At 67.7% G+C, this 24,867-nt stretch carries 22 protein-coding genes; 9 read left to right on the top strand and 13 right to left on the bottom strand.

Going from position 1 to position 24,867, the window contains the following annotated elements; genetic code table 11:
• Nucleotides 1-97 (top strand): IS3 family transposase (locus ABLE91_RS09685; RefSeq protein WP_348930610.1); only part of this gene is annotated, 97 nt, incomplete at its 5' end.
• A 114-nt stretch (nt 98-211) separates the two neighbouring features.
• Nucleotides 212-985: a methyl-accepting chemotaxis protein gene (locus ABLE91_RS09680; protein ID WP_348930590.1), complete on the top strand. Its 774-nt coding sequence runs from the start codon at nt 212-214 to the stop codon at nt 983-985.
• Between the two features lie 39 nt (nt 986-1,024).
• Here ABLE91_RS09680 and ABLE91_RS09675 read toward each other — a convergent pair whose 3' ends face one another.
• The 4 genes from ABLE91_RS09675 to ABLE91_RS09660 all read right to left on the bottom strand — a co-directional run bounded on the left by ABLE91_RS09675 (nt 1,025) and on the right by ABLE91_RS09660 (nt 4,550).
• Nucleotides 1,025-1,597, bottom strand: coding sequence for a winged helix DNA-binding protein (locus ABLE91_RS09675; RefSeq protein WP_348930589.1), 573 nt, complete (start codon nt 1,595-1,597; stop codon nt 1,025-1,027).
• A gap of 64 nt (nt 1,598-1,661) precedes the next feature.
• A complete protein-coding gene (locus ABLE91_RS09670; protein ID WP_510181927.1) occupies nt 1,662-2,630 on the bottom strand; it encodes a TRAP transporter substrate-binding protein in 969 nt (322 codons plus the stop codon).
• A 62-nt stretch (nt 2,631-2,692) separates the two neighbouring features.
• Entirely contained in the window at nt 2,693-4,000 is a 1,308-nt protein-coding gene (locus tag ABLE91_RS09665; protein WP_348930587.1) for a TRAP transporter large permease, read from the bottom strand.
• 4 nt (nt 4,001-4,004) lie between these two features.
• A complete protein-coding gene (locus ABLE91_RS09660) occupies nt 4,005-4,550 on the bottom strand; it encodes a TRAP transporter small permease (RefSeq protein WP_348930586.1) in 546 nt (181 codons plus the stop codon).
• Nucleotides 4,551-4,881: 331 nt separating this feature from the next.
• Between ABLE91_RS09660 and ABLE91_RS09655 the strand changes: the two genes are divergently transcribed.
• A complete protein-coding gene (locus tag ABLE91_RS09655; protein WP_348930585.1) occupies nt 4,882-8,673 on the top strand; it encodes a hydantoinase B/oxoprolinase family protein in 3,792 nt (1,263 codons plus the stop codon).
• 118 nt (nt 8,674-8,791) lie between these two features.
• Nucleotides 8,792-11,008 (top strand): glycosyl hydrolase 108 family protein, encoded by a 2,217-nt coding sequence (locus ABLE91_RS09650; RefSeq protein WP_348930584.1) that lies wholly within the window; start codon nt 8,792-8,794, stop codon nt 11,006-11,008.
• 125 nt (nt 11,009-11,133) lie between these two features.
• On the opposite strand, the gene ABLE91_RS09645 is transcribed toward ABLE91_RS09650, so the two are convergent.
• From ABLE91_RS09645 to galE, 8 genes are all read right to left on the bottom strand, one after another.
• Nucleotides 11,134-12,087, bottom strand: coding sequence for an alpha/beta fold hydrolase (locus ABLE91_RS09645; protein WP_348930583.1), 954 nt, complete (start codon nt 12,085-12,087; stop codon nt 11,134-11,136).
• A 32-nt stretch (nt 12,088-12,119) separates the two neighbouring features.
• The gene (locus ABLE91_RS09640; protein WP_348930582.1) at nt 12,120-12,824 is read right to left on the bottom strand and encodes an ABC transporter ATP-binding protein; all 705 of its coding nucleotides are present in this window, start codon (nt 12,822-12,824) and stop codon (nt 12,120-12,122) included.
• Complete coding sequence (locus ABLE91_RS09635; RefSeq protein WP_348930581.1) at nt 12,821-13,552, bottom strand: ABC transporter ATP-binding protein; 732 nt, start codon at nt 13,550-13,552, stop codon at nt 12,821-12,823. Before ABLE91_RS09635 ends, ABLE91_RS09640 begins: the two co-directional genes overlap by 4 nt.
• Nucleotides 13,549-15,384: an ABC transporter permease gene (locus ABLE91_RS09630; RefSeq protein ID WP_348930580.1), complete on the bottom strand. Its 1,836-nt coding sequence runs from the start codon at nt 15,382-15,384 to the stop codon at nt 13,549-13,551. Before ABLE91_RS09630 ends, ABLE91_RS09635 begins: the two co-directional genes overlap by 4 nt.
• Before the next feature lie 159 nt (nt 15,385-15,543).
• Complete coding sequence (locus ABLE91_RS09625; protein ID WP_510181925.1) at nt 15,544-16,749, bottom strand: ABC transporter substrate-binding protein; 1,206 nt, start codon at nt 16,747-16,749, stop codon at nt 15,544-15,546.
• Nucleotides 16,750-16,874: 125 nt separating this feature from the next.
• Complete coding sequence (locus ABLE91_RS09620; RefSeq protein ID WP_348930579.1) at nt 16,875-17,429, bottom strand: hypothetical protein; 555 nt, start codon at nt 17,427-17,429, stop codon at nt 16,875-16,877.
• Between the two features lie 183 nt (nt 17,430-17,612).
• Nucleotides 17,613-18,923: a lytic murein transglycosylase gene (locus tag ABLE91_RS09615; RefSeq protein WP_348930578.1), complete on the bottom strand. Its 1,311-nt coding sequence runs from the start codon at nt 18,921-18,923 to the stop codon at nt 17,613-17,615.
• A gap of 142 nt (nt 18,924-19,065) precedes the next feature.
• Nucleotides 19,066-20,055 carry a UDP-glucose 4-epimerase GalE gene (galE, locus tag ABLE91_RS09610; protein ID WP_348930577.1) on the bottom strand — a complete coding sequence of 330 codons (990 nt, stop codon included), beginning with the start codon at nt 20,053-20,055 and terminating at the stop codon, nt 19,066-19,068.
• 157 nt (nt 20,056-20,212) lie between these two features.
• Here galE and galU point away from each other — a divergent pair, with 157 nt between their 5' ends.
• From galU to dapB, 5 genes are all read left to right on the top strand, one after another.
• Nucleotides 20,213-21,106 (top strand): UTP--glucose-1-phosphate uridylyltransferase GalU, encoded by an 894-nt coding sequence (gene galU / locus ABLE91_RS09605; RefSeq protein ID WP_348930576.1) that lies wholly within the window; start codon nt 20,213-20,215, stop codon nt 21,104-21,106.
• A gap of 152 nt (nt 21,107-21,258) precedes the next feature.
• Nucleotides 21,259-21,861, top strand: a complete 603-nt coding sequence (locus tag ABLE91_RS09600; protein ID WP_510181924.1) for a class I SAM-dependent methyltransferase — start codon at nt 21,259-21,261, stop codon at nt 21,859-21,861.
• A gap of 25 nt (nt 21,862-21,886) precedes the next feature.
• Nucleotides 21,887-22,465 carry a histidine phosphatase family protein gene (locus ABLE91_RS09595; protein ID WP_348930574.1) on the top strand — a complete coding sequence of 193 codons (579 nt, stop codon included), beginning with the start codon at nt 21,887-21,889 and terminating at the stop codon, nt 22,463-22,465.
• The gene (gene pyrF / locus ABLE91_RS09590; protein ID WP_348930573.1) at nt 22,462-23,160 is read left to right on the top strand and encodes an orotidine-5'-phosphate decarboxylase; all 699 of its coding nucleotides are present in this window, start codon (nt 22,462-22,464) and stop codon (nt 23,158-23,160) included. Before ABLE91_RS09595 ends, pyrF begins: the two co-directional genes overlap by 4 nt.
• A 35-nt stretch (nt 23,161-23,195) precedes the next feature.
• The gene (gene dapB, locus ABLE91_RS09585) at nt 23,196-24,011 is read left to right on the top strand and encodes a 4-hydroxy-tetrahydrodipicolinate reductase (protein WP_348930572.1); all 816 of its coding nucleotides are present in this window, start codon (nt 23,196-23,198) and stop codon (nt 24,009-24,011) included.
• 77 nt (nt 24,012-24,088) lie between these two features.
• Here dapB and ABLE91_RS09580 read toward each other — a convergent pair whose 3' ends face one another.
• On the bottom strand, nt 24,089-24,859 hold the full coding sequence (locus ABLE91_RS09580) for an SGNH/GDSL hydrolase family protein (protein WP_348930571.1): 771 nt from the start codon (nt 24,857-24,859) through the stop codon (nt 24,089-24,091).
• Nucleotides 24,860-24,867 lie beyond the last annotated feature (8 nt).

Raw genomic sequence — 24,867 nt, 5'->3', positions numbered from 1 at the left:
CGACTACATCGAGCGCTTCTACAATCGCCGACGCAGGCACTCGACGCTAGGCTATCTGAGCCCGATCGAGTTCGAGGAGCGAGCTAAATTAGCTTAACCTGGTGTCCACAAAACCGGCGGCAGGCCAAAGCGCATCGGCAAGGGCGGGCGCGAGGTCTGGATCCAGGCCACCTACACCCCCATCCTCGATGAAGCGGGCAGGCCGTTCAAGGTGGTGAAGTTCGCCACCGACATCACCTCCGCCGTCCAAAATCGGCTGCGCCGGGCGGCAGTCCAGCGGGAGATCGATGCGGACCTTCAGCGCATTGCCGGAGAGCTGCAGCAGACCAATCTCCAGGCCATGTCCGCCTCCTCCGCCACGGACCAGACGTCCAATAACGTCCAGTCCGTCGCCGCCGGGGCGGAGGAGCTGGCCGCGTCGGTCGGGGAGATTTCCCGTCAGGTCAAGCAGTCCAGCGACCTCACGCGCGCCGCCGTTTCCGAAGGCGCGCGGGTGAACGGCGTCGCCATCAGCCTCTCGGGCGCGGCCCAGAAGATCGGCGCGGTGGTGGAGCTCATCAATTCCATCGCCGCCCAGACCAATTTGCTGGCCCTCAACGCCACCATCGAGGCGGCGCGGGCCGGCGAAGCGGGGCGCGGCTTCTCCGTCGTGGCGTCGGAGGTGAAGAATCTCGCGGCGCAGACGTCTCGGGCCACGGGCGACATCGCCGCCCATATCCAGTCCGTCCAGGCCGCGACCGATGAGGCGGTCACAGCGCTGGAAGGCATCACCGGCTATCTCTCCGAGCTCAACACCATCGGCTCCATCATCGCCGCGGCGGTTGAGGAGCAGGCGGCCGTGACCCGCGAAGTCTCGAGCAACATGCAGGTGGCGGCGCAGGGCGTGGAGAGCGTGCGGCAGAGCGTGAGCGTCATCGCCGACGCCACCAGCCAGGTGGATGCGTCCGCCCGCCGGGTCCGGGAAGCCTCCGCCTCCATCGCCTGACCGTTCAGCCCCGGAGCGTGCGGCGCCGGTTGAAAGGCGTCACAGGCTCGCCGCCGCCCGGGCCGCCTGGTCGTAATGGCCGGAGAGGGTGCGCAGCAGCGCCGCCATCTCGGACAGCGTCGCGGGCGGGATGCCGGTGCCGGCCACGGCGTGGGTCAGCAGCGCCTCGCGCACCTCGCGATAGCGCGCGCAGGCATTGCGGCCGGCCTCGGTGGCGGACAGGGTCTTCTCCTTGCCGCGCCGCCCGCCCGCCACCAGCCCCAGCGCCTGAAGCTTCTTGGCCGCATAGGTGACGAGGTGGGTGTCCTCCACATCCAGCACGAGGCAGAGGTCGGCGATGGTCTTGGGCCTCTGGCGATGCACCACGTGGTGCAGCACCAGCACGTCGAGGGAGGAGAGGTCCGGCACGCCGGCGGCGGCCATGCAGCGGATCATCCAGCGCTGATAGGCGTGGCCGATCATGTTGAGGCCGAACTCAAGCTCGGAAAGCGCCGGCAGCGCGCCGTCCGCCAGATGCGCCGACGACACGATGGAGCCGATGGGCTTCCCGCGCGGGACGGCAGGCTCCGACTCGTGGGCGGCGGGCAGGGCTGGCTGGGGACGCTTGGTCATGAGGGGCCTGTAAGAATGCCGGGCGGGCGGACCCGCCCGGCGTGTCATCATGCAAAGGTGCGGATCACTTGCTGTAGACGCCGAGGATGGCCTCGCCGTCCGGGCCGGCCTTCTTGAGCCAGTCGGCGGCGAGCTGCTTGCCCACCTTCTCAAAGCCGGCCTTCAGGTCGGCCGAAGGCGCCTCCACCTTCATGCCCTTGGCGGTGAGCTGGTCCATGTACCACTTGCTCTTCTCGGTGGAGACCTTCCAGCCGCGTTCCTCGGCGGCGGCGGCAGCCTTCATCACGGCCTCCTGGGTGGGCTTGTCGAGGGCGTCGAACGCCGCCTGGTTCACGAACACCATGTTCTTCGGCAGCCAGGCCTGGACGTCGTAGAAATAGGGGATGCTCTCCCAGATCTTCACGTCATAGCCGGTGGCGGCGGAGGTGATGAGGGCGGTGACGACGCCGGTGGCGAGCGCCTGGGCGAGCTCCGCCTGCTGCACGGTGACCGCCTGGGCGCCCACCGCATCGCCGATGCGCGAGGTGCCGACATTATAAGCGCGCCATTTGGCGCCCTTCAGGTCGTCGATCTTGGTGACGGGGGTCTTAGAGAAGAGGCCCTGGGGCGGCCACGGCACCACATAGAGCAGCTTCAGCCCCTGCGAGGCGAGCTTCTTCTCCACCGCCGGCTTGGAGGCGAGCCACAGCTTCTTCGACTGGTCGTAGGAGGTGGCGAGGAAGGGCACCACGTCGATGCCGAAAATGGGGTCCTCGTTCTCGTGCAGCGACATCAGCACTTCGCCCGCCTGGGCCTGCCCGGTCGCCACCGCGCGCTTGATCTCGGGCGCCTTGAACAGGACCGCGTTGGGATGGAGCGTGATGGCGAGCTTGCCGCCGGAGAGGCTCTCCACCTCCTTGGCAAAGGCGGCGATGTTCTCGGTGTGGAAATTGTCCACGGGATAGGCGGACGGCAGGTTCCACTTGGTCTGCGCCGCGGCGGGGCCGGCGGCGATGAGCGTTCCGAGCACGAGCGCGGAACCAAGGGTTCGGATCAAGCCTGACATATCGTTGGTCCTCTGGTTGTCGTCGAGCATTGAAAACGGGTGTTTGAAGCTTATGGGCCGAAGGCCATCTGAGGCAGCACCATCACGATCTGCGGAAACACGGTGATGATGGCGACTGCCGCAACGAGAAGGAAGAAAAATGGGAGGGACGCCAGCGCAACCGTGTTCGAATCCTTCCCCGACATGGTCTGGAGCACGAACAGGTTGAAGCCCACGGGCGGGGAGACCTCCGCCATCTCCACCACCAGCACCAGGAAGATGCCGAACCAGATGGGATCGAAGCCGGCGGTCTTGATCATGGGGATCACCACCGAGGTGGTGAGCACGATCATGGAGAGCCCGTCGAGCGCCGCGCCGAGCACGATATACATGACGGTCAGCGCGGCGATGAGCGCGTAGGGCGAGAGGTGCAGGCTGTCCACCCAGCTCGCCAGTGCCACCGGGATGCCCGTATAGGCCATGGAGGTGGACATGAAGGACGCGCCCGCCAGGATGAACATGATCATGCAGGTGAGCCGCGTCGCGCCCATCACGCTGGCCCAGAAGGAGGCGAAGGTGAGGGAGCCCTGCCACCAGGCGATGAGGAGCGAGCCCATGACGCCCCACGCGGCGCACTCCGTGGCGGTGGCCCAGCCGAACATCAGCGAGGCGAAGACCAGGAGGATGAGCAGGGTGATCGGCACCAGATTCGCCGATTCCTTCAGCTTCTCCCGGAACGACATGGGCGGGTCGGCCGGCGGCGTGCGCTTGGGGTGCAGCAGTGACCAGACGGCGATGTAGCCGGAATAGAGCGCCATCACCAGAAAGCCGGGCAGGAAGCCGGCGAGGAAGATCTGGATGATGGAGACGTTGGCCGCCACCGCATAGACCACCATGGTGATGGAGGGCGGAATGAGGATGCCCAGCGTGCCGGCGCCCGCCAGCGAGCCCAGCGAGACCATGTCGTCATAGCCGCGCTTCTTCAGCTCCGGCAGCGCGATCTTGGCCACGGTGGCGCAGGTGGCGGCGGAGGAGCCGGAGACGGAGCCGAAGATGCCGCAGGCCAGCACGTTCACATGCATGAGCCGGCCGGGAATCCAGTTGAGCCAGGGCGCGAGGCCCCGGAACATCTCTTCCGACATGCGGGTGCGGAACAGGATCTCGCCCATCCAGATGAAGAGCGGCAGAGCGGCCAGCGTCCAGGAAGCGGAATTGCCCCAGATGGTTGTGGCGAGCACCGAGCCGGTGGGGATGCCCCCGCCGACGAAATGCATGCCCACATAGCCCACCGCCAGAAGCGAGATGGCGATCCACACGCCGGCGCCCAGGAGCACGGCGAGGAGCAGCAGCAGAAGCGCGGAGATCTCGATCATTTCCATCGGATCAGATCCCGCTCTGCACCGCGCGCTCCACCACCTCTTCGGCGGTGGTGGCGGGGGGCTTCTCGTAGCGCGGCTCGCCGCCGAGGCCCACATGGACCAACTCGTCCACGAAGGCGATGAGCAGGATGACGAGGCCGCCGCAATAGCCGAGCTGGGGAATCCAGAGCGGCACGGCGAGCACGCCCTGGGCCATGTCGTTGAAACGGTATGACTCGTAGGTGAGCTTCACGGCGTTCCAGGCGAAGAAGCCGGTGAAGCCGGTGCCGATGATGAGGCAGATGATCTCCATCACCCACTTCGCCTTGCCACGGAGCTTGTCGGTGATGAGGCCGACCCGGATCAACTCGCCGGACTTGAAGGTGTGGGCGAGGCCGAGGAAGGCGGTGGCCGCCATGCACCAGGCGACGAAATCGTCCCCCGCCGGGATGTTGAACCCGACGAAGCGGCCGCCGGAGAGCAGCATCATCAGGACGAAGATGGCCAGCAGGAACAGGCCCGCCAGCCAGCCGGAAACGAGATAGAGGCCGTCGAGGAGGCGCCGGATCATCGCGCGCTCCCCGCAGGTTTGAGCGCAGCGTGAAAACGGGCGCGCATGCCACGCGCCCTGCCCATTGCGCGCGCGGCGCAATCCCAGCTTTTCATAGGACCCCTCATTCCGGTCGGCGGTGCCGTCTGCCCAAAGGGTGCAGCACTCTTGCTGCCGATAAGCTTGCCCGTTCTCATCGTTTCGTCAACAAAATGTTGACGTTTTTCACGGTCCGTGACTTCTTTTGACACCTGTCGCAGCGCGAGCCTGGCTTGACGCGCGAATTCGGACAGCCACGCCCCGCATCCAAAGCAGGAAACGGGCCAACATCATTTCACCGAGGACGGGTCTCATGACGGGCGAAGGGCAAGGGCAGGCGCGCGGGATCGAGGGTCGGGGAGCCTGGGAATTCTGGATCGACCGCGGCGGCACCTTCACCGACATTATCGGCCGCAAGCCGGACGGCGCGCTGGTGGCCCACAAGCTCCTCTCCGAGAATCCCGAAGCCTATCGCGACGCGGCGGTGCACGGCATCCGCGAGCTTCTGGGCCTCGCGCCGGGCGAGGCGATCCCCGCCGGCCTCGTCTCTGCCGTGAAGATGGGCACCACGGTGGCCACCAATGCGCTTCTGGAGCGCAAGGGCGAGCGCACGCTCCTCGTCACCACGCGCGGTTTTCGCGATGCGCTGCGCATCGGCTACCAGGCCCGGCCGAAGATCTTCGCCAAGAAGATCATCCTGCCGGACATGCTGTTCGAGAGCGTGCTCGAGGTGGACGAGCGGGTGCGCGCCGACGGGACAGTGGAGGCGGTACCGGACCTCGCCATCGTGCGCGCCGCGCTGGAGGGGGCGAAGGCGGACGGGGTCCGCTCCATCGCCATCGCCTTCATGCACGGCTACCGCTATCCCGAACACGAGGCGCAGGTGGCGGCGCTGGCGCGCGAGCTGGGCTTCCCGCAGGTATCGGTATCCCATGAGGTGTCGCCCCTCATCAAGCTGGTGGGGCGCGGCGACACCACGGTGGCGGACGCCTATCTCTCCCCCATCCTGCGCCGCTATGTGGCGCAGGTAGCGGAGGAGTTGGGGGCCGGCTCCGCAGGTGAACCCTCCCCCCTTGCGGGGGAGGGCAGGGAGGGGGGTGATGGCCTCTCCGCCAGGACCTCCGGCGCCGCAGAAGTGGAGAGGGCATCACCCCCCTCCCCGACCCTCCCCTGCAAGGGGGGAGGGAGCGAGGTTGCGCAAAGCGGAGAAGGCGAAGCCGACCCCATCCGCCTGATGTTCATGATGTCCTCCGGCGGCCTCACCGCGGCGGACCTGTTCCAGGGCAAGGATGCGTTGCTGTCCGGCCCCGCCGGCGGTGTGGTGGGCGCCTCCGAGACCGGGCACATTGCCGGGCTTTCCCACATCATCGGCTTCGACATGGGCGGCACCTCCACGGATGTCTGCCATTATGACGGCGAGCTGGAGCGGGCCTTCGATACGGAAGTCGCCGGCGTGCGCATCCGCGCGCCCATGATGCGCATCCACACGGTGGCGGCGGGCGGCGGCTCCATCCTGCATTATGACGGCGCCCGCTTCCGCGTCGGCCCCGACAGCGCGGGCGCCAATCCCGGCCCCGCCTGCTATCGGCGCGGCGGGCCTTTGGCGGTCACCGATGCCAATGTGATGCTGGGCAAGCTGATCCCGGACTTCTTCCCGAAGATCTTCGGCCCGGCCCAGGACCAGCCCCTGGACGCCGCCGCCGTGCGTGAAAAGTTCGCAGCGCTGTCCGCCGAAATCGGCGACGGGCGCGCGCCGGAGGCAGTGGCGGACGGCTTCGTCACCATCGCGGTGGAGAACATGGCCAATGCCATCAAGAAGATTTCCGTCGAGCGCGGCTATGACGTGACGCGCTATGCGCTCACCTGCTTCGGCGGGGCGGGCGGGCAGCATGCGTGCCTGGTTGCCGACGCGCTCGGCATGAAGAGCGTACACATCCACCCCTTCTCCGGTCTTCTCTCCGCCTATGGCATGGGCCTTGCCGCCGTGCGCGCGCTGCGCACCAAGGCGGTGGGCGAGCGGCTGGAGGCGGGTGGGCTTCCGGGCCTTTCCACCCTGCGCGATGCGCTGGCAATCGAGGCGGTGGCGGAGCTGAAGGGCCAGGGCGTGCCCTCCGCTGAGATCGAGGCCAAGCTCCATCTGCGCTATGAGGGCACCGACACGTCGCTGCCCGTGACGCTGGCGGACCTTGCCGCCATGACGGCGGAATTCGAGGATCGCCACCGCGCCCAGTTCGGCTTCGTCTCGCCGGAGAAGCAGGTGGTGGTGGAGGCCATGGAAGTGCAGGCCTCCGGCGGCGGCGCCGGCATCGTGGAGCCCGACCATCCCTTGACCGAGGGCGTGCCAGACGCGTGCCGGACGACGCGCTTCTTCTCGCGCGGCGCGTGGCACGACGCCCCCGTGATCCTGCGCGCGGCGTTCCGGCCGGGCATGGCCATCCAGGGGCCGGCCATCATCATCGAGCCCAACCAGACCGTGGTGGTGGAGGAGGGCTGGCGGGCCGAGATGACCGTGAAGGACCACCTCATCCTCACCCGCACGGAAGAGATGCGCCGGGCCGAGGCGGTGGGCACGCACGCGGACCCTGTCATGCTGGAGGTCTTCAACAATCTCTTCATGTCGATCGCCGAGCAGATGGGCGTGACGCTCCAGAACACCGCCTATTCCGTGAACATCAAGGAGCGGCTCGATTTCTCCTGCGCGGTCTTCTCAGCCGCCGGAGAGCTGGTGGCGAATGCGCCCCACATGCCGGTGCATCTCGGCTCCATGGACCGGTCCGTGGAGACGGTGATCCGCGAGAATGACGGCCAGATCCGCCCCGGCGACGTGTTCGCGCTGAATGCGCCGTACAATGGGGGCACCCATCTGCCCGACATCACGGTGGTGACTCCGGTGTTCGACGATGCGGGCCGGGAGCTTCTGTTCTGGGTGGCCTCGCGCGGCCACCATGCGGATGTGGGCGGCGTAGCTCCCGGCTCCATGAGCCCGCTCGCCACCGTCATCGACGAGGAAGGCGTCTATATCGACAATTTCAAGCTGGTGGATCAGGGCCGCTTCCGCGAGGCGGAGCTGAATGCGCTGCTGCTGGGGGCAAAGTATCCCGCCCGCAATCCGGTGCAGAACATTGCGGACCTGAAGGCCCAGATCGCCGCCAATGAGAAAGGCGTGCGCGAGCTGAAGAAGATGATCGCACTGTTCGGCCTCGATGTGGTCCAGGCCTATATGGGCCATGTGCAGGACAATGCGGACGAGAGCGTGCGCCGCGTGCTGGACCGCCTCGCCGACAGCTCCTTCAGCTATGAGATGGACCAGGGCACGGTGATCAAGGTGAAGATCACCGTGGACAAGGCGGCGCGCACCGCCAAGGTGGATTTCACCGGCACCTCGGACCAGCAGGCGACCAATTTCAACGCCCCCGAGCCGGTGACGCGGGCGGCGGTGCTCTATGTCTTCCGCGTCATGGTGGAGGACGAAATCCCCATGAATGCCGGGTGCCTGCGGCCCATCGAGATCGTGGTGCCCAAGGGCTCCATGCTCTCGCCCGTCTACCCCGCCGCCGTGGTGGCGGGAAACGTCGAGACCTCCCAGGCGGTCACCAATTGCCTGTTCGGTGCGCTGAACGCCATGGGCGCCTCGCAAGGCACCATGAACAACCTCACCTTCGGCAACGATGCCGTCCAATATTACGAGACCATCTGCTCCGGCTCCCCCGCCGGCCCCGGCTTCGACGGCACGGACGCGGTGCATGTGCACATGACGAATTCCCGCCTCACCGACCCCGAGGTGCTGGAGACCCGCTTCCCCGTCCTGCTGGAGGATTTCCACGTGCGCGCCGGGTCCGGCGGCAAGGGCCGGTGGAGCGCGGGTGCGGGCACGTATCGGCGCATCCGCTTCCTGGAGAGGATGGACTGCGCGCTCCTCTCCTCCCACCGTCGCGTCCATCCCTTCGGCCTGGAGGGCGGCGAGCCGGGCGCGCTGGGCGAGGGCTTCGTGCGGCGCAATGACGGCTCCTTCGAGCAGCTCGAAGGTTGTGCGCAGACGGTGCTGGAGCCGGGCGAGGCGGTGATCGTGATTACGCCCACCGGGGGCGGGTATGGCGCCCCATGATACGCCTTATGGCGTACCCCTTAAGGGGGGTTTGAGGACACAAGAGTCCTCAGATTGAATTCAGCCTAGAGCTGGGCGGAGCGGAGGCGACCAGGCTCTAAGGGCGGCGGAGGCTGCCATGGGGCAGACGACAGCGCAGCAGCGCCAGAATTGGAAAGCCTTTCAATGTGACGACGGCGCCATGGTCCGGGTCGGTTTCGGCCCGGACGAGGTGGAGGTCGCGCCGCCGACGCGGGATGCCTGGCGGGCGCTCGCCTGCGTGCTGAAGCATCACCGCTATAATGTGCGGAAGGCCGATACTTACGGCTATTGCTGCCGGCAGATCACCGGCGGCTCCGGGCCGAGCCTCCATTCCTTCGGCATCGTCCTCGACGTCAATGCCAGCACCAATCCCTATCTGGAGACGCCGGACAAGCGCGCCGTGCGCTGGTCCAGCAAGGCGACGCAGGAGGAGCGCGGCAAGGAGGTGCGGCTCGGCCGGGCGGATACGGATCTCACCCCGGAGATCATCGCGGACGTCATCGCCATCAAGACCAAAGGCGGCGATGGCGTCTTCGAATGGGGCGGCCATTGGGAGACCAAGAAGGACGCCATGCATTTCGAGCTGGACGTCACCCCGGCCGAGCTTGCCACCGGCATCGACTGGCTGAGCGTGCGGGGCTTCAGCCCCGATGGGCCTCTTGTCACGTCCTGGGCGGAAGAAGAGATCGCCCTGCCGGAAATGGCGGCCTTTGCCGGTGAGCTGGGTGTCTTCGAGAAGTGCCAGCCGGTGATCGAGAAATGGGAAGGCACGTTCGACAACGATCCCGACGATCCCGGCGGCGCCACCAATTTCGGCATCACCATCGGGGACCTCGCGCGGTGGCGGAAGCGGAATGTGTCGGTGCAGGAGGTGGCGGACCTCCCCCGGCCCGAGGCGCGCCAGATCTTCATGGAATTCTACTGGAAGCCGGCCCGCTGCGGGGAGCTGCCGCTCGCCATCGCCCAGATGGTCTATGACACCTCCATCCTCGCCGGCCTCGGCCGGGGCGGGCGGACCCTCCAGCAGGCCCTGAACAAGCAGGGCGTGGGGCTCGCCGTGGACGGCATCATCGGGCCGGCTACCGTGAACGCCGCGCGCCGGGGGAATCTGGAGGAAGCGGTCGGCGATTTCGCCGAGATCGCCGAGGCCTATCTGCGCGGGCGGCCCGGCTTTGGAAAATATGGCAGGGGCTGGATGAACCGGCTGAACGAGGTGAAGAGCGTCGCCATGGGCTTTGCCCGCAGCCGCACGCCGGGGCCTGTCTCGCCCCCACCCATGACCCCCTCCACCATGTTTCCCCCGCCCTTCGTGGACAACGTCTTCATCCCCCCGCCCGCCGGTTCGGCCGCAGCACAGCCCGGCGCGCAAGTGGCGGGCGCGCAGGTGACGGGTGTCCAGGTGACCGGCATCCAGGTCACAAGTGTTGAGGCCGGGGCCGTCCTGGCGGTCGGTAGCCGGGGGCCCCAGGTGCGGGCGCTCCAGGAGGCCCTGGTGGCCATCGACTATCAGGTGGGCGACGTGGACGGCATTTTCGGCCGCCTGACGCGGGAGGCCGTCCTTTCCCTGCAGGCGGATATGGGGCTGCCCACCACGGGTGTGGTGGACGAGACCACGTGGGAAGCGCTCGAACGGGCGCCGCCCCGCCCGCTGGACCGCGACCGCCTGAACATCACGCCCGAGGAACTGGCGAAGAAGGGCTCGCGCACCATCCTCGCGGCCGGCCGGAGCAAGCTTGCGGCGCTCATCGCTTCGCTGCTCGGCTCGGTGGGGATCGGCAACAGCGTGGTGGTGGGCGTGGCCAACAACCAGACGGCCAGCGCCCAGGCCCAGCTCCTCGCCTCCTGGCCGCAATTCCTGAACGACGTGAGCCAGGTGCTCACCAATCCCACGACGGCGAATGCGGCGGAGCTGACGCGGCTTGCCGGCCTGCTGCGGCAGTTCCAGGAGGCGGGCCTCACCTCCGCGGTCACGCCGAATATCGCGACCGCCGTGAACCAGCTCCGGACCGTGTTCCCGCCCGCTGTCCTGGAGCGCAATCCCGACCTCGCGCGCATCTTCCAGGTCGCGGAGACGGTGATGAACGCGCCGAAGCAGATGAACACGGTGTTCGATCTCCTCCCGCCACTGTTCCAGAACGTGCCGGCCATGGAAATGCTGACCACCGGCCTTTCCGGCCTCGCCGCGACGCTGATCCCGGGTTTTGGCGGATCGCTGGTGGTGCTGGGCGTCGGGCTCGCGACGCGGCTGTTCAGCAACCGCATCATCCAGTACCGCACGCAGGACCACCGCACGGCGGCGAATACCGGGCGGTGAAGCGCGTTTTCCTTCCCCCTTGCGGGGGAAGGCAGGGAGGGGGGAAACGGCCGGGCCGGTCCGCCACCGTCGCCCGTATCTGCCAAACCTGATTGTCGACCAGCTCCGATACCAGCCCTTGTGACCTAGGGCGTTCGTACTGAACCGCTGCGCACTGCGTCGACCACCGCCTGAATGGCATCGATGACCAATTGCGGCGCATAGGCGTGGATGTTGTGCCCGCTGTTCGTCTGCTCCACGTGCCTCGCCTTGAGCGACGCTGCGAGGAGCTTCTGGGATTCCTGCCAGTCGGTGAAGGTGACGCCGGTCGCCACCGCGCTTGGCGCGGGGGCGGAGGGTGGTTGCCAGGGCTTGTCGGCGCTCAGCACCACGGCCGGCAGCTCCCGCAGCGGCGCCGCGGCGTCGATCTTGGCGAACGCATCGGCGAGCCGGACCGCTTCCGGCGCCGCCGGTACCGACCTCTCGTTGATCTCGCTCCACGTCGCGACGGCCTGCGGGCGCGCCACGTCCCGGATGAGCTGCGTTGCGGCATCGACCATGACGAGACCGGCCACGTCCGCCGGCCAGCTGCGCGTGAACAGCGTCGCGATCACGCCGCCATAGGAATGGGCCACCAGCACATAGGGCGTGCGTTCGCCGGCGGCCATCAGCAGCCGATGGAGATCGTCCGCCGCCTGGTCGGCGGCGTGCGGCTGCGCGACCGGCGTGGACAGGTCGGCTCCGTCGAGCCGGGTTCCAGGGCGGTCATAGGCACAGACGCGGGTGAAACGGGCCACCATCGGAAACACCGCCGATGGGCTGCGGTGCAGGTCGCCCTTGCCCCAGGCCACCGCGTCATAGGCCTCCGCCCGCGCCGGGTCGGCGGGATCGAGGATTTCGCTCCAGTCGGCGGCGCCATTGCCCTTGCCCGAGATGAGGACAACGGTCGGCGAGCCGGCGCCGCTGCATTCCAGGTACATCTTGCGGCGCTCGCCGATGTCCACAAGGCCGGCGATGTCAGCGGCCGTCGCTGACCCTGCGAGGATGAAAGCGATCATCGCGAGAGGAAGGCGCAGGCTGAAGCGGGCCGTAAAGGACATCACCATCTCCCGGGGCCAAATTCCGATGCGCCCTACACTGCCAGCAAGGCATCCCGCCGGGCCGGGTCGCCCTCCAGCTCGGCGAACGAGCCCTCGAACACCAAGCGGCCGCGTGCGATCACATAAGCGCGGTCGCAGATGAGGCCGGCGAAGCGGAAATTCTGCTCGCAGAGAAGGATGGAGAGGCCCTCCGCCTTCAGCGCGCGCACCGCAAGCGCCATCTGCTCCAGGATGCGCGGGGCGAGGCCCTCGGAGGGCTCGTCGAGAAGCAGGAGCGCGGGGTTTCCCATGAGCGTGCGGGCCACGGTCAGCATCTGCTGCTCGCCCCCGCTCATGCGCCCGCCGGGGCGGTTTCGCATCTCGGCGAGGTTGGGAAAGAGGGCGAACAGGCGCTCGGGCGTCCAGGGCGCATGGCCGGGGCGCGGCGGGCGGCGGCCCACTTCCAGATTCTCCATCACGGTCAGGTCCGTGAAGATGCGGCGCTCCTCGGGCACATAGCCGAGGCCGGCGCGGGCGAGCTCGTGGGTCTCCAGCTTCGAGACGTCGCGGCCGTCGAGAAAAATGGTGCCGGTGCGGTGGGGCACGAGGCCCATGAGGGCGCGCAGGGTGGTGGACTTGCCCGCGCCGTTGCGGCCGAGCAGCGCCACCGCCTCTCCGGCGGCGATGGAGAAATTGAGATCATGGACGATGTGGGCGGCGCCATACCAGGCGTTGAGAGTTTCGACCCGCAGCATCACGACGCCCCGGAGAAGGTGAGGCCCTCGCCGAGATAGACGGCGCGCACCTCAGGATCGGCACGGATCTCCTCCGGCGCGCCCTCGGCGATGAGCCGGCCCCGGTCCAGCACCAGCACGCGGCCGGCATGGGCGAACACCACGTCCATGTCGTGCTCGGTGAAGAGAACGCCCATGCGCCGCTCGCGTGCGATATCCGCGACGAGGCGCATCAGCGCCGTGCGCTCGCCGGAGGCCATGCCGGCGGTGGGCTCGTCCATGAGAAGGAGGCGGGGCGTGTTGGAGAGGGCGAGCGCCAGCTCCAGGCGCTTCAAGTCGCCATAGGAGAGCTCACCTGCCGGCCGCTCCGCCGCGTCCGCCAGCCCCACCACGCAGAGCAGGCGCCGGGCTTCCGCCTTGCGGTCGCCGGGGCGGGAGAGAAGCGCCGTCTCCACATTCTCGGCCACACTCATGGAGGCGAAGGTCTCGGCGGTCTGGAAGGTGCGGCCGACGCCGAGCGCCCAGACCTTGCGGGGGGAAAAGCCGGTGATGGGCCTGCCGTCGAGGCGGACCTCGCCGCGGTCCGGCTTCACCTGCCCGCCCAGCATGCCGAAGCAGGTGCTCTTGCCCGCGCCGTTGGGGCCGATGAGGGCCAGCATCTCGCCCGCCTCAAGCGTGAAGGAGACATCGCGCACGGCCTCGACGCCGCCATAGGCTTTCGAGAGGTGGGCGGCTTCGAGCAGCGCGCTCATGCGAACCTCCGGCGCAGGCGCACGAGGGCGCCCCCTAAGCCCTGCGGGAAGGCCACCACGAGGAGGACGATGACGGCGCCGAGCACAAGCTTCGACTGGTCGGTCTCGCTCACCAGGAAGATGGCCATGAGCTTGTAGGCGATGGCGCCCAGCACCGCGCCCGACACGGTCTCGACCCCGCCCAGCAGCACCATGGCGAGGGCATCCACGGAGAGGGGGATGCCCAGCGTGTCGGGGAAGACGCTGCCTTTGAGAAATGCGAACAGCGCGCCCGCCACCGCCGCGAACAGGCCGGCAATGGCGAAGCCCGCCCATTGCACGCGCATACGGTTGATGCCCACGGTCTCGGCCCGCGTGGCGCTGTCGCGGGCGGCGCGGAGCGCGAAGCCGAAGGGGGAGAAGACGATGATGCGCAGCAGTGCAATGCCGGCGGCCGCAACGCCGAGCGCCAGCCAGTAGAAGCCCTGCGGCGTGCGGGCGAAGCTCTCGGGCCAGATGCCGAGAAGGCCGTTGTCGCCGCCCGTCACCTCCACCCATTGGAACGCCACCGCCCAGGCGATCTGGGCGAAAGCGAGCGTCAGCATGGCGGAATAGACGCCGGACAGGCGCACGCAGAACCAGCCGAACAGGATCGCGCCGGCAAGCCCCAGAAGCGGGCCGAGCAGCAATGCGCCGGCCATGGGCAGGCCCGCATATTTCAGCACGAAGGCCGCGCCATAGGCCCCGAGGCCGAAGAAGGCGGCATGCCCGAAGGAGGGCAGGCCGCCCGCCCCCATGAGAAAGCTGAGGCTCGCCGCGAACAGCGCGAAAATGGCCACTTCGGAGGCGACGCTGAGCACATAGGGCCCGGCGGCGAAGGGCAGGGCGGCGGCCAGGGCGATGCCGGCAATGATGAACCCCCGCTCGGTGCCGCTGAAGGGTTTCCAGGGTGCCGGCGCCGCGCCTTTCGGGCCGCGCACCGCCGCCTGCCCGCGCCCGAGAAGGCCGAACGGGCGCACCACGAGCACGCAGGCCATGACGGCGAACACAAGCACCAGCGAGACCTGAGGAAAGACGAGGATGCCGAAGGCGTTCAGCTCGCACACCAGAACGGCGGCGAGGAAGGCGCCGGTGATGGAGCCGAGCCCGCCGATGACCACCACCACGAAGGCTTCCACGATGATGGTCATGTCCATGGAATGGTTCACCGCCTCGCGCGGCAATTGCAGCGCGCCTCCAAGGCCTGCGAGCGCGGCGCCCAGCGCGAAGACGGAGGTGAACAGCCAGCGCTGGTTCACGCCGAGAGCCGCCACCATGTCCCGGTCCTGGGTCGCCGCGCGCACGAGGATGCCCCAGCGGGTCCGGCGCAGCACGAGGTGGAGGAGGGCGAGCACGAGGGGGGCGAGGGCGATCAGGAACAGATCATAGGCCGGCACAGCCTGGCCGAGGGTGTCGACGGCGCCCTTGAAGCCCGGCGCGCGGCCGCCCAGAAGGTCCTCCGGGCCGAAGGCGAGGACGACCAGATCCTCCACCATGAGCGTCACGCCGAAGGTGGCGAGGAGCTGGAACAGCTCCGGCGCGCGATAAATGCGCCGCAGCAGCAGGATCTCCATCACCGCCCCGGCCGCCCCCACCATCAACGCGGCGCAGAGAAGCGCGCCCCAATAGCCGAGCGCGCCCGCCCAGCGCTCGGTGAGCGTGAAGGCGAGATAGGCGCCTACCATGTAGAAGGCGCCATGGGCGAAATTGACGATGCGGGTGACACCGAAAATGAGCGAAAGCCCGCTCGCCACGAGAAAGAGCGAGCAGGCGCTGGCGAGGCCGGTGAGGAATTGGACGACGAGGAAGTCCAAGTCTGCGGTCTCCGCCTGCGCCTGCCAGCAATCCTATCCGGCCGTCATGCCCGGGCTTGTCCCGGGCATCCACGCTTCTCCGTTAGCACGCTTCTGGCGGAGCCCCGTGGATCCCCGGATCAAGTCCGGGGATGACGGCTGCTCTGCTGGAATGCGATCTCACTCCGCCGGGCGCAGCTTCGCCGCGTCCGCCTCGCTGGGCAGATAGGCGGCGCCGTCGCGATAGACGAAGTCCACCATGCGGCCTTGCCCGTCCACCACCGCGGTCTTGCCCACGAAGGCGCCCAGCGTGGACTGGTGGTCGCCCTTGCGGAACACCACCTGGCCGAACGGGGTGACGAGCGAGATGCCCTCGGCGGCAGCGATCAGCTTGTCGGTGTCCGTGGAGCCGGCCTTGGCGATGATGGCGGCGGCGGCCTTGACAGTGGAATAGCCAACGATGGAGCCGAGGCGGGGATAATCCTTGAAACGGTCCTGATAGGCTTTCAGGAAGGCGTCGTGCTCCGGCGACTTGATGGCGTACCAGGGATAGCCTGTGACAATCCACCCCGTGGGCGTCTCCTCCTTCAGCGGGTCGAGATATTCCGGCTCGCCGGTGAGGAAGCTCACCACGGAGCGGTCCTTGAACAGGCCGCGCGTATTGCCCTCGCGCACCAGTTTCGCGAGGTCCGGGCCGAAGGTGACGTTGAGGATCGCCTCGGGCTTGGCGGCGGCGATGGCCTGCACCACGGCGCCGGCATCGATGCGGCCTTGCGGCGGCCACTGCTCGGCCACCCATTCCACGTCGGGGCGCTTCTCGGACAGGAGCTTCTTGAACACCGCCACCGCCGACTGGCCGTATTCATAGTTCGGCGCGATGGTGGCCCAGCGCTTGGCAGGGAGCTTGGCCGCCTCTTCCGCCAGCATGGCCGCCTGCATGTAATTGGAGGGGCGCAGGCGGAAGGTGACGGCGTTGCCCTTCTCCCAGGTGATGGCGTCGGTCAGCGGCTCGGCGGCGAGGAAGAACACCTTCTTCTGCTTCGCATAATCGGAGACCGCGAGGCCGATATGGGAGAAGAAGGTGCCGGTGAGCATCACCACATTGTCGGAGGCCACCAGCTCGTTGGCGGCGGTCACCGCATCGGCGGGCTTTCCGGCATCGTCCTTGGAGATGACGGCGATCTTCCGGCCCAGCACGCCGCCGGCGGCATTGACCTCTTCCACGGCCAGCTGCCAGCCCTTGCGATAGGGCTCGGTGAAAGCGGGGAGGGTGGAATAGGAATTGATCTCGCCGATCTTGATCTCGCCCTGCTGGGCGAAAGCGCCGGAGGCGGCGAAGAGAGCGGCGGCCGCGAGGGCCATGCGGCAGGCGGTCGAGAGGCGCATCCCACGTCTCCTTGAAAGACGTTTCCGGGCGCTGCCTTCATGACCCGCGCCCCCGGTGCCGGATACGCTACCAAGCGTTGGGAGTCGAGCCTGCCATGGCCGGTCGCGCCATGCCGGGCGGGGCCCTATTGCCCCCGGCCGCAGTCGAACAGCGCCTTCAGGGCGGCATCGCTCCCCGCAAGGGGAAAGGATTCCACATAAGAGCGCCCGTCCACCTGATAGGCCGCACTGAACTTCTTGGCGGTCTTGAAGGGGGCATCGATGCCGGGCGGCTCGGACGGCCCGGCGATGCCGAGCCATTCCGACCCGTCGAAATCCTTGGAGAGGACAGCCTTCACCGACGTGCCGGCGGCACGGTCGTTGTCGAACCAGAAGGTGACGGGCAGGGTCTGCTTCACGGCGCTGCTGCGGCCCATGAAGCCGTAGGTGAACGCCTTGGCCGCCGGGTCGATGGCGAAGCGCAGGCCGAGCTCCGAGCCGGTGATCTTCACCGCCGAGCACCGAAGAGTCTTTTGGCCGCTCTTGTCGGCGGCGAATCGGTAGACCGTCCAATCACCTGACTTGGCGTATTCGATCTGGAATACGCCCGGTGCGACCTCGTTCGCCTCAGCGGCGGCCTTCAGGGCCGGCAGGGCAGTGAGGACGACGCTGGCGAGCAGAAGGGACAAGACGGGTTTCATACCGGTTTCCGTTCCATGTGCCGGCGCAGATGCGCCGGCACAGCCGATGACGTGTCGGCGATTCACATGATCGAGGGACGGTACCGGATAAGTCCTGCCGCGCTATGACACCGCCGGCCCCGGCCGCCCGGCGGCCGCCGGGCTCATGTTATCGCTCGGCACGCGAAGGTTCTGTGCGCCGGCTCAGTTCCGCAGCTTCTGGAGCACCGCACCGTTCGGATAGCCGTCCGGGATCATGCCGGTGCGGACCTGGAAGTCCTGCACCGCGTTGCGGGTCTTCGAGCCGAGGATGCCGTCCGCCGTACCCACGTCATAGCCGTAGCGGGTGAGCAGGTTCTGCATCTCCACCCGCTCCGAGCGGGTGAGCGCCCGCTCGTCCGGCCAGTTCTGGGCGAAGGCGCCGCCGCCGCGTAGACGGTCGGAGAGGTGGCCGATGGCCAGCGCGTACGCATCCGCCGGGTTGTACTTCAGGATGGCGCTGAAGTTCGGGAGCATGAGGAAGGCCGGCCCCTTGGCGCCTGTCGGCAGCAGCAGGAAGGCGGTGTCGGTGGCGCGCGGGAACGGCTTGCCGCCGGGCCGCTTGATGCCGAGGGAGGCCCATTGCGTCAGCGAGTAGCGCTTGGAGCGATCCACGTGGCGGTAGTCGAAGTTTGCCGGCAGTACCACCTCATAGCCCCAGGTCTTGCCGAACTGCCAGCCGTCCAGCTTCAGGTTGTTGGCGGTGGAGGCGATCACGTCGGGGATGGAATCCACCACGTTGCGGTGGCCGTCCCCGTCGAAGTCCACCGCGAAGCGCTGGAACGAGGTGGGCATGAACTGGGTGGGGCCGAAGGCGCCGGCCCAGGAGCCCTTCAGGTGCTCGGCCGGGACGTCGTCCTTCTCCAGGATCTGGAGGGTGGCGATGAACTCGTCGCGGAAATAGTCCTGGCGGCGGCCGATGCAGGCCAGCGTCGCCGTGGAGCGAAGGACGGAGCGCGAGCCCATGCCGCTCGGGCTGCCGTAATCGGATTCGATGCCCCAGATGGCCGCCACCGCATAGCGGTCGACGCCGTACTTCTTCTCCACCGCCTCGAAGATGGGCTTGTACTTGGCGAGGATCTCCCGGCCGCGGGTGATGCGCCGCTCGCTCACCAGCATGTTCACATAATCGCCCAGGGGCTTCGAGAATTCCGGCTGGGAATCCATGAAGTCCATGATCTTCATGTCGGGCTCAAGCCCGGCAGTATACTGCTGGAAGGTGCGCTGGGAGACGCCCTTGGCCTGGGCGAGCGGCCACATGCCGGCGATGCAATTGGGGAAGTTCGCCTGCGCGGCCGCAATGGCCTGCGGCGCCATGAGGGGATGGCTGCTGCGCCCCGGCTCCGCCGCTTGGGGGGCGGCGGGCGGGTCGAAGATGGAGCCCGTCACCTGGGCATGGGCAACACCCACGCCGAGGACGATCATGGCCACGCCCACCGCCACCGCGATCAACCCGCCGGTTCTCTCCAGAGCCATGTCCGCCCTCATGCCTGCGGCGCGTCGGCCGCTCCTGCCTGTCTGGCCGCTAATGGGCAGCGAATATGGTTGATCGACGGTTAACGTAAGGCAAGTTTTGGCTCAGATCGTCACCTTCGGGTGTTCATGCCACAGGCGTTCCTCAGGTGTTCCGGCGCGCGCCGAGCTGGCGTTCCCAGTCGAGGGCGGTGCGCACGATGACCGGCAAATCATCCAGCTTCGGGGTCCAGCCCAGTTCGGCGCGGATGAGATCGGCCTTGGCCACTATGGCGGCGGGGTCGCCCGGCCGGCGCGGCGAATAGCGCACCGGGAAATCGACGCCGGACACCGATTTCACCGTCTCCAGCACCTCCAGCACCGAATAGCCGCGCCCATAGCCGCAATTGAACACGCGGCTTTCCCCCCCGCCGCGCAGATGGTTCAGCGCGTCGAGATGGGCGGCCACGAGGTCGCTCACATGGATATAGTCGCGCAGGCAGGTGCCGTCCGGCGTCGGATAGTCGGTGCCGTAGACCTCGATGCCGGGCCTTTTGCCCAAAGCGGTCTCGCAGGCCACCTTGATGAGGTGGGTCGCCCCAGTGGTGGATTGCCCCGACCGCCCCGCCGGGTCCGCGCCCGCCACGTTGAAATAGCGCAGCGCCACGTAGCGGAGCGGGAAGGCGAAGGCAGTGTCCTTCAGCATCCACTCGCTCATGAGCTTGGAGCGGCCATAAGGCGAGATGGGCGCCAGCGCGGCATCTTCCATGACAGGCTCGGTGCCCACCATGCCGTAGACCGCGGCCGTGGAGGAGAAGATGAAGTGCGGCACCCCCGCATCCACCACTGCTTCGAGTAATGCGCGGGTTTTAACAGTATTTGCGAAATAATATCCGAGTGGATCGGCCACCGAGTCCGGTACCACGATGCGTGCGGCAAAGTGGATCACCGAATTTATTTCATGTTCAGCGACGATACGTCTCACCAAATCGCCGTCGCTTACGTCTCCCAGAACGAAAGTAGCCTCCGGGGATACCGCCCACCGGAAGCCCGTGGACAGATCGTCGAGCACCACCACCTTTTCGCCGGCGTCCACCAGCGCTAGGACCATATGGCTGCCGATATAGCCGCCGCCGCCCGTGACCAGAACCGCCATGCTGTCTTTCTCCGTTCGGTGGGCCGGCAGGCTGGTCCAGCTGCGGCTTGGCGTCAATGTCGGGTCCGGGGCGTGAACCTTTTCATCGGCAGGGGGTTCCTTTGCGGCGCAGTTCGCGCCTGTGATAGGAACGCTGCGAACAAACAGGGTGCGATCGATGCCAAAGCCTCTCCGCAAAGCCATCCTTCCCGTTGCCGGCCTCGGCACGCGCTTCCTGCCTGCCACCAAGGCGGTGCCCAAGGAAATGCTGACCGTGGTGGACCGCCCGGTGGTCCAGCACGTGGTGGACGAGGCGCGGGCAGCGGGCATCGAGCACATCGTCTTCGTCACCGGCCGCAACAAGGCTGTGATCGAGGACCATTTCGACCGCCAGTTCGAGCTGGAAAAGACCCTGTCCGACCGCGGCAAGACCAAAGAGCTGGAGCAGCTCGACAGGGACACGCCCAAGGCCGGCACCACCTCCTTCACCCGTCAGCAGCTGCCCCTGGGCCTTGGCCATGCGGTGTGGTGCGCCCGCGACCTCATCGGCGACGAGCCGTTCGCGCTGCTGCTGCCGGACATGCTGCATCTGTCCCGCAACGGCCACGGGTGCCTCGCCGCCATGGTGGCGGCCTATAACCGCACCGGCGGTAACGTTGTGTCGGTCTACGAGGTGCCGGACGACCAGACCCACCAGTACGGCATCGTCGGCACCGGCGCGACCACGTCGGGCGTGGACGAAATCGTCGACATGGTGGAGAAGCCGAAGCTCGGCACCGCGCCGAGCAACCTCGCCATTTCCGGGCGCTATATCCTCCAGCCCACCATCTTCGACCTTCTGGCGAAGCAGGAGCAGGGCGCGGGCGGCGAGATCCAGCTCACCGATTCGATGCTGAAGCTGAAGGAGCGCGAGCGCTTCTTCTCCGTGAAGTTCGACGGCACCGTCTATGATTGCGGCTCCAAGATCGGCTTCCTCATGGCGAACGTGGCCTATGCCCTGTCGCGGCCGGACATCGAGCCGGAGTTCCGGGCGGAGCTTCAGGCGATGATCAACAGCAACGAGATCGGCTGAACCGGGATTTTCAGCCCTGACGAAAGCGTGAAGGCCCTTGGCTTCAAAGGGCCAGATCGCCTTTGGACCCCGGTTCCGCTTGCCTTGACCCTGTCTTGTTTCCCGTCTAATCGCGGGTGCACCGACAATTCCCTCCTGGCAGGGCCAGCCGAATGCTCCAGTCCCATGACCGCCGCGGCACTCCGTTCAAGCCGCGGATGAATGACGAGATCCGGTTCCTCCAGTCCTGGTTCCAGAACCCCTTGAAGACCGGCGCGGTCTCACCGTCCGGCCGGGCTCTGGCGAAGATGATGGCGGGCTATCTCGATCCGCGGGTCAAAGGTCCCGTGATCGAGCTCGGGCCGGGCACCGGCCCGGTCACGAAGGCGCTGCTGAACCGGGGCTTTGCCCCCGAGCGCCTGTTCCTCATCGAGTACAATCGCGAGTTCTGCAATCTGCTGCGCCTGCGCTATCCCGGCGTCACCGTCATCCAGGGCGATGCCTATGAGATGCGCAAGACGCTGATGGACAAGCTGCCGGGCCCGGCGGTGGGCACCATTTCCTCGCTGCCGCTCTTCACCCGCTCGCCGCAGGATCGCGACCGCATGGTCAATGAGGCGTTCGACCTCTCCGTGGACGGCGGCCCGTTCATCCAGTTCACCTACGCTGTGGTCTCGCCCGTGCCGCTCAAGCCGGGGGCGATCGAGGGCAAGCGTTCGCCGCGCGTTTGGTTGAACCTGCCGCCGGCGCGCGTCTGGGTCTATCGCCGCCCTTGAGGCGCCGCAGGGGGCGAGGTCCGGCATGACGCCTTTCCTCTATGTCAGCCATCCCCAGGTGAAGGTGGACCCCGCCGTTCCCGTGCCGGATTGGTCGCTCTCGGACGTCGGCCGTCGCCGTACCGAGGCGTTTGCGCGCCGGCCCCACCTTTCATCCTTCCGCCGCGTGGTGGCGAGCGATGAGGTCAAGGCGAAGGAGACCGCCGCCTTGATCGGCGCGACGCTCGGCCTTGCGGTGGAAGTGCGCCCCGGCATGCATGAGAACGACCGCTCGGCCACGGGCTTCCTGCCCGAGCCGGAATTCCAGGTGGTGGCCGACGCATTCTTCGCCGATCCCGATCAAAGCGTGCGCGGCTGGGAGCGGGCGGTGGATGCGCAGGCGCGCATCGTCGGCGCGGTGGATGCGGCGCTGGCGGAGGCGCCCGGCCTGCCGGTGATATTTGTCGGCCATGGCGGCGTCGGCACCCTGCTTTTGTGTCATCTTGCCGGCTATCCCATCTCGCGTGCCCATGACCAGCCGCCCGTGGGCGGGGGCTGCTGGTATGAGCGCTCCGAGACGAAGATGCCGGACCGCTGGCGCGCCATGGAGGACGAGGCATCATGACCGACATGCGCGACCGGCTGATCGTGGCCCTCGATTTCCCCTCCGTCGCTGCCGCCGAGGCCATGGTCTGGCAGCTCGGGGATGCGGTGAGCTTCTACAAGATCGGCCTTGAGCTCACCATTTCCGGCGGCCTCGACCTCGCCGCCGACCTTATCGGCGCGGGCAAGAAGATTTTTCTCGACCTGAAGCTGCACGATATCGGCCAGACCGTGGAGCGGGCGACTGCCGCTGCCGCCGAGCGCGGCATGACGCTGCTCACCGTCCATGCCTATCCCCAGACCCTGGCCGCCGCGGCGCGGGGCACGCAGGGATCGAAGCTGAAGGTGCTGGGCGTGACGGTGCTCACCTCCTATGACGATGCGGACCTTGCCGCCGCCGGCTATGCGGGCAGCGTGCAGGACATGGTGCGCCGGCGTGCCGAGCAGGCGCACGCGGCCGGCGTCGCCGGCGTCATCTGCGCGCCGACGGATGCGCGCATGGTGCGCGGCGTGCTCGGGCCGGGCGGCCTCGTGGTGACGCCGGGCGTGCGCCCGGCCGGCGCCGACGTGGGCGACCAGAAGCGCATCGCCACGCCCGGCGAGGCCCTTGCGGCTGGCGCCGATGCCATCGTGGTGGGACGGCCCATCACGGCTGCGGCGGACCCGGCTGCGGCCGCCCGCGCCATTCTCGAAGACATGCTGAGCGGCGTCCGCTGACGGGCGCGGTGCATCACAAGGGACAGGGGGCAGACGTGGCGGACCTACGCATCGTGATCGCGGGTGCCGGCGGGCGCATGGGCCGGACCCTGCTTCGGGCCGTGCTGGAAGGCGAGGGGCTCTCGCTGGTGGGGGCGCTGGAATATTCCGGAAGCACCCATCTCGGCGAGGATGCCGGCCTGCTTGCCGGCCTTCCTCCGGCTGGAGTGACGGTGCAATCCGACATGGCGGCGACGCTGAGCGGCGCCGACGTGGTGGTGGATTTCTCGACGCCCTCCTCATCCGTGCGGTTGGCGGAGCGCCTCGCCGATCAGGGCATCGCCCATGTGATCGGCACCACGGGTTTTTCCTCGGGGGATCTGTCTGCCATCGCGGCGGCGGCGCGGCGCACCGCCATCGTGAAGTCCGGCAATATGAGCCTCGGCGTGAACCTGCTGGCGGCGCTCACGCGCCGCGTGGCGGCGACGCTGAATGACGGGTTCGACATCGAGATCGTCGAGATGCACCACGCCCGCAAAGTGGACGCGCCCTCGGGCACGGCCCTGCTGTTGGGCGAAGCGGCCGCGGAGGGGCGCGAGGTGGACCTTTCCGAGCACGCGGTGCGCGTGCGCGACGGTCACACGGGCAGCCGGCGCGCCGGCGATATCGGCTTTGCCAGCTTGCGCGGCGGCTCGGTGGTGGGCGAGCACATCGTCATCTTCGCCGGCCCGTCCGAGCGCATCGAACTGGTCCACAAGGCGGAGGACCGCTCCATCTTCGCCAATGGCGCCCTGACTGCCGCCCGCTGGGCCGTGGGCAAGGAGCCGGGCCTCTATTCCATGGCGGACGTGCTGGGGCTCGGGACGGTCTGAGCCTTTTGCGGTGAGGCCGTTTTTTTGAACGACCGTCATGCCCGGGCTTGTCCCGGGCATGACGGCTTTCGATGAAATCAGTTGGTCCGCGCGCGGGCGCCCAGCGCCGGGATCAGGCTCGCCGCCAGCGATTTGGCGAAGCAGTCATAGCTCCAGTCAGTCATGTGGAGCCCGTCGAAGATGAGCATCTGCGAGGTGGGCACCTTCTGCTGCTCCGCCCATCCCTTCATCAGGGCATAGCGCGGGAACACCGAGGCGTTCGCGCCGCGGGCGGTGGAGGCGATCAGCGCATTGATGCCCGGTGTGTTGGCGTTGCCGTTCACCCAGGGCGAATATTGCAGGTCGATCACCACCGTGTCCGCGCCCCAGTCGCGGATCAGGTCGATACCCTGGCGCAATTGCGGCCCGAAGCTGGCGAGGCCGGCGCCGCGGATGATGTAGTTGGTGCCCACCTGCCAGAGCACGAGGTCGGGCTTCTGGTCGCGCACGTCGCGCTCGAAGCGGGCAAGGTTCTCCGGCACGTCCTCGCCGTTTCCGCCACGGTTGATCACACGGATGTCGGCGCTGGGGAAACGCTGCTTGAGGAGGGCTTCGAGCACCCCGGGATAGGTGCGCGCGCTGGATGAGGCGCCGACGCCGGTGGTGGAGGAGGAGCCGATGGCGACGATGGTGAGCGCGCGCTTGGTCGCCAGCGCCTCCGCCGCCTTCGGCACCCGCAGGGAGACGACCGGGCCGGTGGTGCAGGCAGGCGTTGCATTCTGTGCGACGGCCGGCAGCGCGGTGCCCGCGATGAGGGCGGCGAGGGCGAGCCGCGCGCAGAGGCGCGCGGTGGAGAAGCAGGTCCGCATGATGCCTC

It is taken from the genome of Aquabacter albus (genome assembly GCF_040049275.1).
Classification (GTDB): domain Bacteria; phylum Pseudomonadota; class Alphaproteobacteria; order Rhizobiales; family Xanthobacteraceae; genus Aquabacter.
The sequence above is the reverse complement of the archived record's forward strand: the minus strand, read 5'-3'. Positions and strand labels throughout refer to the sequence as shown.